At 64.4% G+C, this 8,611-nt stretch carries 8 protein-coding genes and 1 tRNA gene; 1 reads left to right on the top strand and 8 read right to left on the bottom strand.

Annotation, left to right across the window (positions count from 1 at the left end; all coding sequences use genetic code 11):
• The coding region (gene dxs / locus CSC73_RS02035; RefSeq protein WP_163838773.1) for a 1-deoxy-D-xylulose-5-phosphate synthase at window positions 1-1,895 on the top strand (1,895 nt) is incomplete at its 5' end.
• 90 nt (window positions 1,896-1,985) lie between these two features.
• Here the strand turns inward: dxs and CSC73_RS02030 are convergent.
• From CSC73_RS02030 to rplT, 8 genes are all read right to left on the bottom strand, one after another.
• The gene (locus CSC73_RS02030) at window positions 1,986-2,930 is read right to left on the bottom strand and encodes a TraB/GumN family protein (protein ID WP_163838772.1); all 945 of its coding nucleotides are present in this window, start codon (window positions 2,928-2,930) and stop codon (window positions 1,986-1,988) included.
• Between the two features lie 165 nt (window positions 2,931-3,095).
• On the bottom strand, window positions 3,096-3,566 hold the full coding sequence (locus tag CSC73_RS02025) for a cupin domain-containing protein (RefSeq protein ID WP_163838771.1): 471 nt from the start codon (window positions 3,564-3,566) through the stop codon (window positions 3,096-3,098).
• A gap of 66 nt (window positions 3,567-3,632) precedes the next feature.
• A tRNA-Pro gene (locus tag CSC73_RS02020) sits at window positions 3,633-3,709 on the bottom strand.
• Between the two features lie 85 nt (window positions 3,710-3,794).
• Complete coding sequence (locus CSC73_RS02015) at window positions 3,795-4,151, bottom strand: MerR family transcriptional regulator (protein WP_093281672.1); 357 nt, start codon at window positions 4,149-4,151, stop codon at window positions 3,795-3,797.
• The gene (locus tag CSC73_RS02010) at window positions 4,144-4,446 is read right to left on the bottom strand and encodes an integration host factor subunit alpha (protein WP_093281676.1); all 303 of its coding nucleotides are present in this window, start codon (window positions 4,444-4,446) and stop codon (window positions 4,144-4,146) included. Before CSC73_RS02010 ends, CSC73_RS02015 begins: the two co-directional genes overlap by 8 nt.
• Before the next feature lie 19 nt (window positions 4,447-4,465).
• Window positions 4,466-6,886, bottom strand: coding sequence for a phenylalanine--tRNA ligase subunit beta (gene pheT, locus CSC73_RS02005; protein ID WP_163838770.1), 2,421 nt, complete (start codon window positions 6,884-6,886; stop codon window positions 4,466-4,468).
• A gap of 117 nt (window positions 6,887-7,003) precedes the next feature.
• Window positions 7,004-7,999, bottom strand: a complete 996-nt coding sequence (locus CSC73_RS02000; protein WP_163838769.1) for a phenylalanine--tRNA ligase subunit alpha — start codon at window positions 7,997-7,999, stop codon at window positions 7,004-7,006.
• A gap of 249 nt (window positions 8,000-8,248) precedes the next feature.
• Complete coding sequence (gene rplT, locus CSC73_RS01995; RefSeq protein WP_162350154.1) at window positions 8,249-8,608, bottom strand: 50S ribosomal protein L20; 360 nt, start codon at window positions 8,606-8,608, stop codon at window positions 8,249-8,251.
• Between the last annotated feature and the right edge of the window lie 3 nt (window positions 8,609-8,611).

The following is an 8,611-nucleotide window of genomic DNA, read 5'->3' as shown; positions in this document are numbered from 1 at the left end:
GCTACCCCCGCCTTTCCCGCATCGACCTCCCCGCCGATTTGCGCCAGTTCGACGAGTCCGAACTGACCGAGATCGCCGACGAACTGCGCGCCTATCTGATCGAATCGGTGGGCAAGAGCGGCGGCCATTTCGGCGCCGGCCTGGGCGTGATCGAACTCACGGTCGCCCTGCACTACCTCTACAACACGCCGGACGACCGGCTGGTGTGGGACGTCGGCCACCAGACCTACCCGCACAAGATCCTCACCGGACGCCGCGACCGCATCCACACGGTCAAGCAGGCCGACGGCGTGGCCCCCTTCCCCAAGCGCGAAGAAAGCGAGTACGACACCTTCGGCGTCGGTCATTCCTCCACTTCGATCTCCGCCGCATTGGGCATGGCCATCGCCAATGCGCAGGCCGGCAACGAACGCAGGGTGGTGGCGGTGATCGGCGACGGCGCGATGACCGCCGGCATGGCCTTCGAAGCGCTGAATCACGCCGGCGGCATGGAAGATCCGGAACCCAACCTGCTGGTGGTGCTCAACGACAACCAGATGTCGATTTCGGAAAACGTCGGCGGCCTGACCAAGATGCTCGGCCGCATCAGCAGCAGCCGCACCCTCAACGCCCTGCGCGAAGGCGGCAAGAAACTGCTGGGCGACAAGCGCAAGCCGCCGGCACGCTTCATGCGCCGCTGGGAAGAGCACTGGAAGGGCATGTTCGTGCCGTCCACGCTGTTCGAGGAAATGGGCTTCCACTACACCGGCCCCATCGACGGCCATAACGTGCCCGCGCTGGTCAGCGCGCTGAAGACGCTCAAGACCCTGAAAGGTCCGCAGCTGCTGCACATCATCACCACCAAGGGCAAAGGCTACGAACTGGCCGAAGGCGATCAGATCGGTTACCACGCGGTCGGTCCGTTCGATCCCGAGAAGGGGCTGGTCAGCAAGGGCGGCGCGAAGAAACCGACCTACACGGATATTTTCGGCGACTGGTTGTGCGACATGGCCGCAGCCGATCCCACGCTGTTGGCCATCACGCCTGCGATGCGCGAAGGCTCGGGCCTGGTGCGTTTCAGCAAGGAATATCCGCAGCGCTATTTCGACGTGGCCATCGCCGAACAGCACGCGGTGACGCTGGCGGCGGGCATGGCCTGCGAAGGCGCCAAGCCGGTGGTCGCCATCTATTCCACTTTCCTGCAACGCGGCTACGACCAGCTGGTGCACGACGTGGCCATCCAGAAACTGGATGTGCTGTTCGCCATCGACCGCGGCGGCGTGGTCGGCCCGGACGGCGCCACCCACGCCGGCAATCTGGATTTGAGCTACCTGCGCTGCGTGCCGCACATGGTGGTGATGGCGCCGGCCGATGAGGACGAGTGCCGCAGGATGCTGAGCACCGGCTTCCAGCACCAGGGACCGGCGGCGGTGCGTTATCCGCGCGGTACCGGTCCGGGCGCGGCCATCGATGCGGGCCTGGAGACCTTGCCGATCGGCAAGGCGGAAGTGCGCGCGCGTGGTTCGCGCATCGCTCTGTTGGCATTCGGGGCCACGGTGCCGGCGGCCGAACAGGTCGGCAGGGAGCTGGGCCTTACCGTGATCAACATGCGCTTCGTCAAACCGCTGGACCGCGCGTTGATCCTCGAACTGGCCTCGACCCACGAAGGTTTCGTCACCATCGAAGACAACGTGGTGATGGGCGGCGCCGGTTCCGGCGTGGCCGAGCTGCTGCACGCCGAAAATCTGCAGCTTCCGGTTTTGCAGCTGGGCCTGCCGGACGAGTTCCAGCACCATGCCAGCCGCGAGCAACTGCTGACCGAGGCTGGCATCGACGCCAGCGGCATCCGCGAAGCGGTGCTCGCACGCTGGCCGCAGTTGGCATTGTCCGCCGCACCGATCAGCGCCGCAGGCTGACCCTTTTTGTAGAGCCGAGCTTGCTCGGCTGCTTTCTGTTCTGCAGGGAAAGAGCAGCCGAGCAAGCTCGGCTCTACAAAGCAGATGCGCTCAGGGTTCTTCGATCAGATAACCCTTGGCGCGCAGCTTGGACAGATAGCCATTGGAACTCAGCAGGGTTCCAATCGGCAGGGTGGAGAAAGTCACCTTGTTGTTCGCCAGCGCCGTCTCGGCCTTGGCCAGCCACATCGCTTCCACCCGTTGCGGCACGCCGGCCATGCCGCTCTTCTGCGCCAGGCTGGTCTCCAGGAACGCATTCATGCAGCTGCGGTTCTGGTCCTCGTACGGAAGCATACGCAACGCCTGGATATCACCGATGGACCAAGCATTGGCGCGCGCGGACATGATCGGCAGGTCCGACTCCAGACGCTTCAGCGTCTTGTCGAAGCAATCGATGTCGGCCAGCGACGACGCCGAGAATTCCTTGATCACCTGCTTGGGGTTTTCTATCGTCACCTTGACCACTGTCGGCGTGCGCTTGATCTTGCCCGCCTTCGCCAGCTTTTCCACCACCGGGCCCACCACCCCTGATTGGGTCAAGCCGGATTTCTTGATCGCGGCCTGATAAAGCTCCTGCGACGCGAACACCGGACGCCACTTCTCCACGCCCTCATTGCGGCCCAGATATTTCGCCTTGAGCAGGGACCACCTGGCATAGATCGGCGGCGGCAGGACTTCGCGCAAGGTTTTGCCATCGGGGTTCTTGCGGGCCTTCAGCAGCGAGGGAATCATCAGCATTCCGCGGAACATGCCCACATCCGAATCGAAGTTCGCGCTGGGCGGTTCGATCACTTCATCGGCCTGCGCCAGCACGGTTTCCACATCGCGCGACAACCAGGTCATGCCTTTGGGCAGCGGCGTCAATGTACCCATGATCCAGAGCACGTGATCGCCCTTGCTGACCTTCCACATGCCCGGACCGGGCTGCACGCCGGTCACGACGACCGCATCCATGTCCCGAACCTCGGGATCGGCCGCAGTTTGTGAGTTCGTCAACGGAACATCCTGCGCGAGCAGCGGCATGGATACGAAAAGAAGGCACCACAGCATCGAACGCATCGCAGTACTCGCCATCGGAGATGGCGGCCAGACTAGCGAATGGTCGAGTGCGCTCAAGTGCCGGAAGACGGTCCGACACGAATTGGTTCAGCCAACCTTACGCTACGAAGCCAACCCGCCTGCTGCACGGATCTCATGCGCGAGTTCGCTCGACTCGTCCAACATTTCCAGCCCGCTCCAGACGAAGCCCGGCGACACCGAGCAATTGACCAGCGAATAGCCGCCATGGGTCCTGGCGCTCTGCCAGATGCCAGCGGGAACCACCTGCAGCAACTGCCCGCCGCGTGCGGAGGTATCCAGTTGCGCGCGGCTGAGCGCATGGGCATCGGCGTCGTACATCAGCAGCTCCACCGCATCGCCCTCCTGCCAGTCCCACACCTCCGCGGCATCCACGCGGTGCCAGCGACTGCCCACGCCTTCGGTGAGCAGGAAATGGATGGAGGTAATGGCGGGCCGAAGCACGCCGTTCGCAAGCACCTGTTTGCTGGATTCGTAGACGCGCTTGTAGTAGCCGCCTTCGGGATGCGGCGACAAATCCAGTGAGCCGATCAGTTCGAGCGCGCGCGGATGCATAAGGCGAAGTATCGCGCAATAAAAAACCCGCAATGGGATGCGGGTCTTTTTTTCGTACTTTCGCGTTGGTCGGGACGGCCGGATTTGAACCGACGACCCTCTGCCCCCCAGGCAGATGCGCTACCAGGCTGCGCTACGCCCCGAACTGATGCGAATCCCCCGCCTTGGCGGCGGGGCGGCAATTATAGCCGCATTTCTCTGTTCCTTCTCCCACCGGGAGAAGGAAAATCAGCGACGCAGCAGCTGCAGTATTTCTTCCAGCTCCATGCGCACCTGCTTGACGATCTGGTTGCTGAGCGCCGATTCCTGCTTGGCGCCCTCGCCTTCCAGGCGCAGGCGCGCGCCGCCGATGGTGTAGCCCTGCTCGTACAGCAGGCCGCGGATCTGACGCACCATCAGCACGTCGTGGCGCTGGTAGTAGCGGCGGTTGCCTCGGCGCTTGACCGGCTCCAGGCTTGGGAACTCGGTTTCCCAGTAGCGCAGGACATGGGGCTTCACGTCGCACAGTTCGCTTACTTCACCGATGGTGAAATAGCGTTTGGCGGGAATCGGCGGTAGCTCGCGGTTGCTGCCCGGATCAAGCATGGTCGGCTCCGGCGTAGGCTTCCACGCGTTCCTTCAGCTTCTGGCCCGGACGGAAAGTCACCACGGTGCGCGCGGAAATCGGAATTTCCTCGCCGGTCTTGGGATTGCGGCCCGGGCGCTGGTTCTTGCGGCGCAGGTCGAAGTTGCCGAAGCCGGAAAGCTTGACCTGTCGGCCTTGCTCCAGCGCCTCGCGCAGTACGTCGAAGTACGCGTCGACGAATTCCTTCGCCTCGCGCTTGTTCAGTCCGACTTCGTCGAACAGGCGTTCGGACATCTCCGCTTTCGTCAGTGCCATGTATCGTTCCCCTTGCCCGTCATCCGCGGATCCTTGCACCGTGATCGCGCTCTATCGCAGCGACCACCCCGGACACGACGCCTTCCACATCGCGGTCGGTCAGAGTGCGTGAGTTGTCCTGCAAAATCAAGCCCATAGCCAAGCTCTTTTGACCTGATTCGACCCCTGCGCCGATGTAACGGTCGAACAGCACCAGATCCCGCAGCAGCGGCCCTACCGAGGCGCGCACGGTGTCGGCAATGGCCTGCCACGGCACTTCGTCGGCGACGACGAACGCTAGATCCCGGCGGACGGACGGAAAGCGCGAAAGTTCGGCCGCCCTCGGCAATGCGCGCAGGGTCAGCGGCGCCATGTCCAGCTCGAATCCGACCACCTCGCCATCCAGGTCCAGCGCGCGTTGCAGGCGCGGGTGCAACTGGCCGATCCAGCCGATGCGGTGGCCGTCGCGGAACACATCGGCCGAGCGGCCCGGGTGGCCGAAGGGGGCCTGCGACGGCCGGTATTCCAGCACCGCACCGGAGGCTGCGGCCAGGCTATCGAGATCGCCCTTCAGATCATGGAAATCGGCCTTGCGCGCCTTCTCGCACCATTGCTCCGGCCCTGCATCCCCATGAATGGCAGCGGCGATGCGCAGAGTTTCAACGGGAGCTATGCTTCCTTCCGATTCCCGATTCCCGATTCCCGATTCCCGGCTTTCGAACACGTTGCCCAACTCGAACAAACGTACCCGCCCGGCTTGCCGCGCGACGTTGCGCTGCAACGCCGAGACCAGCCCCGGCAGCAGACGCGTGCGCATCACCCCGAGTTCGGCGCTGAGCGGATTGGCCAGGGGAACAGCGCGCTCGGTCGCGCCCCACCGCTCGAGCAGCGCGGCATCCACGAAGGCGTAGTTGACCGTCTCCAGATAATCGCGCGCGACCAGATGGCGGCGCACGCTGGAAGCCTCCAGCTGCGTTTCCGTCGGTGCGGCGATGCGGGTGGCGCCGCCGGGCAAGGTGGTCGGTATGCGCTCGTAGCCGTGGATGCGGGCCAGTTCTTCGATCAGGTCTTCTTCGATGGCGATGTCGAAGCGGCGGCTCGGCGGCAATACGTCCCAGCCCGCGTCGTTGGCGGTCGATCGCATGCCCAGCGCCCGCAGGATCCGCTCCACGTCCGCATCGGCGATCTCGATGCCCAGCAGGCGGGCGATGCGCGCGCGGCGCAGGGCGATGGTGGCCGGCTTGGGCAGGTGCTCGGGCAGTACCGCTTCGATCACCGGGCCAGGCGAACCGCCGGCCAGCTCCACCAGCAGGCGCGTGGCCACTTCGACGGCCTGACGCGGCAGTTCGGGGTCCACGCCGCGTTCGAAGCGATGGCCCGCGTCGGTGTGCAGGCCGAGCTTGCGCCCGCGGCCGATGATCGCGGCAGGGATCCAGTGCGCGGCTTCCAGGAAGACGTTGCGCGTCGCATCGGTCACGCGGGTGTCGTAGCCCCCCATGATGCCGCCCAGCGCGACGGCGCGGCCGCCGTTGCCGCCGGCGCTGCTGTCGGCGACGACCAGGAAATCGTCGCTGAGCGACACGGTGCGGCCGTCCAGCAACTTGATTTCTTCGCCCTCGCGGGCGGGGCGTACCACGACAGGACCTGCGAGCGTGTCGCGGTCGAAGGCGTGCATCGGCTGCCCCAGTTCCAGCATCACGTACTGGGTCACGTCGACCAGCAGGCTGATCGGCCGCACGCCGCTGCGGCGCAGGCGTTCGGCCATCCACACCGGCGTGGCGACGGTGGCGTCCAGGCCCTCGATCACGCGCCCGACGAAACGCGGAACCTTGGCCCCGGCGTCCAGTTCGACGGCAAGCGTGCTGTCGATGAGCGCAGGCATCGGCGTGGCATCGAAGGCCACCACTTCGCTGCCGCAGGCCGCGGCCACGTCGAAGGCGATGCCGCGCACACCGAAACAATCGGCGCGGTTGGGCGTGAGCTTGATCTCGATGCTGGCGTCGGGCAGCGACAGGTATTCGGCGATGGGCGCGCCGATCGGCGCGTCGCCAGGAAGTTCCAGCAAGCCGGACGCATCGGCGTCGATGCCCAGCTCTTTGGCCGAGCACAGCATGCCGTTGGAATCCACGCCGCGCAGCTTGGCCGCCTTGATCACGATTTCGCCCACCGTCGTACCGACCGTCGCAAGCGGCGCAACGAGTCCCGGCCGCGCGTTCGGCGCGCCGCAGACGATCTGCAGCAGCTCGCCCTGCCCCGCATCGACTTTGCAGACCTGCAAACGGTCGGCTTCGGGATGTTTGGCGCATTCGACGATACGCGCCACCACCACGCCGGCCAGCGATGCGCCCAGCACGGTAACTTCCTCGACCTCCAGGCCGATGGCGGTCAGCGTGGCGGCGAGTTCATCGCGCGAGGCGTGGACGGGAACGTGGCTGCGCAGCCAATTTTCGGAAAATTTCATGGGGTGGAGCCGGGAATAAGGAATGGGGAATAGGGAATGGGGAATAGGGAATGGAAAAATCAGGGGCCAGCGGCCGGCTTTGCCGATTCGCCATTCCCGATTCCCCATTCTCGGTTTTCAAGCGAATTGCCGTAGGAACCGCACATCGTTGTCGAAGAACGCGCGCAGATCGTTGACGCCGTAACGCAGCATGGCGAAGCGCTCCACGCCCAGGCCGAAGGCGAAGCCGGTGTAGCGCTCCGGATCGATGCCGCAGGCCTTGAGCACGTTGGGATGGACCATGCCGCAGCCCAGCACCTCCAGCCAGCGCGTGCTGCCGTCGGGCTGCTGCCAGGCGATATCCACTTCGGCGCCGGGTTCGACGAACGGAAAGTAGCTGGGGCGGAAACGCATTTCGAAATCGCGCTCGAAGAACGCACGCACGAATTCCGCCAGGGTGCCCTTGAGATCGGCGAACGTGGAATGCTCGTCGACCAGCAGGCCTTCGACCTGGTGGAACATCGGCGAATGGGTCTGGTCGCTGTCGCTGCGGTAGACCTTGCCTGCGGCGATCATGCGCAGCGGCGGCGCGTGCTTGCCCATGTAGCGCACCTGCACGCCGGAAGTGTGGGTGCGCAGCAGGCGGCCGTCGCCGAAATAGAAGGTATCGTGCATGGCGCGCGCCGGATGGTGCGGCGGGAAATTCAGCGCCTCGAAGTTGTGCCAGTCGTCCTCGATTTCCGGGCCGTCGGCCAGTTCGTAACCCAGCCGGCCGAAGATGTCGGCGATGCGCTCCAGGGTACGGCTGATAGGGTGCAATCCGCCGCGTTCGGCGTTGCGGCCCGGCAGGGTGACGTCGATGCTTTCACCGCCCAATCGCGCATCCAGTGCTGCGTCTTCCAGCAGCACCTTGCGCGCCGACAATGCGCTTGCGATGGCGTCGCGGGCGACGTTGATCGCTTCGCCGGCGGCCTTGCGCTGGTCGCCCGGAAGCGTGCCCAGCTGCTTGAGTTGCGCGGTGATGCTGCCGCTCTTGCCCAGCAGTGCGACGCGCAAGGATTCCAGCGCCTCCGGCGTCTGCGCCGACGCGATGTCGGACAGAGCTTGCGTGGACAGGGATTCGATATCGCTCATTCGTTCACAACCCCGAAAAAACTGAAGTCGTCATCCCAGCGAACGCTGGGATCCATCTTGATTTTGCTGTTGCTTTACAAACGGCGCAGAACCAGAGCAAAGTCAAAATGGATTCCAGCTTGCGCTGGAATGACGGCGTAGAAAAATCTGGAACTACGTCGGAAAAAACAATGGGGAAGGACTTGCGCCCTTCCCCACGTGTTCGGCGATGGATTGCCAGTGTCGCTTTGTACGGTGGAGATCGCCGGCTTACGCCGCGAGTGCGCTCTTGGCTTTTTCGGCCAAGGCCGCAAAACCCACCGAATCGTGCACGGCGATATCCGCCAGCACCTTGCGGTCCAGGGTGATGCCGGCCTTCAGCATGCCGTTCATGAAACGGCTGTAGCTCAAGCCGTTCATGCGGGCGGCCGCATTGATGCGGGTGATCCACAGCGAACGGAAATTGCGCTTCTTCTGCTTGCGGCCGATATACGCGTACTGACCGGCCTTGATGACGGCCTGGTTGGCGACGCGGAAGACCTTGCGGCGGGCGTTGTAGTAGCCCTTGGCGAGCTTCAGGATTTTCTTGTGACGGCGGCGCGCCGTAACACCACGTTTTACTCGTGCCATTGT

The organism is Pseudoxanthomonas sacheonensis (assembly GCF_010093305.1).
Lineage (GTDB): Bacteria > Pseudomonadota > Gammaproteobacteria > Xanthomonadales > Xanthomonadaceae > Pseudoxanthomonas_A > Pseudoxanthomonas_A sacheonensis.
The sequence above is the reverse complement of the archived record's forward strand: the minus strand, read 5'-3'. Positions and strand labels throughout refer to the sequence as shown.

Excerpts from the sequence above, each read along its gene's own strand:
- CSC73_RS02010 (WP_093281676.1), bottom strand. The coding sequence starts at position 4,446 with ATGGCACTGACGAAAGCGGAGATGTCCGAACGCCTGTTCGACGAAGTC.
- CSC73_RS02015 (WP_093281672.1), bottom strand. The coding sequence starts at position 4,151 with ATGCTTGATCCGGGCAGCAACCGCGAGCTACCGCCGATTCCCGCCAAA.
- CSC73_RS02025 (WP_163838771.1), bottom strand. The coding sequence starts at position 3,566 with ATGCATCCGCGCGCGCTCGAACTGATCGGCTCACTGGATTTGTCGCCG.
- CSC73_RS02000 (WP_163838769.1), bottom strand. The coding sequence starts at position 7,999 with ATGAGCGATATCGAATCCCTGTCCACGCAAGCTCTGTCCGACATCGCG.
- rplT (WP_162350154.1), bottom strand. The coding sequence starts at position 8,608 with ATGGCACGAGTAAAACGTGGTGTTACGGCGCGCCGCCGTCACAAGAAA.
- pheT (WP_163838770.1), bottom strand. The coding sequence starts at position 6,886 with ATGAAATTTTCCGAAAATTGGCTGCGCAGCCACGTTCCCGTCCACGCC.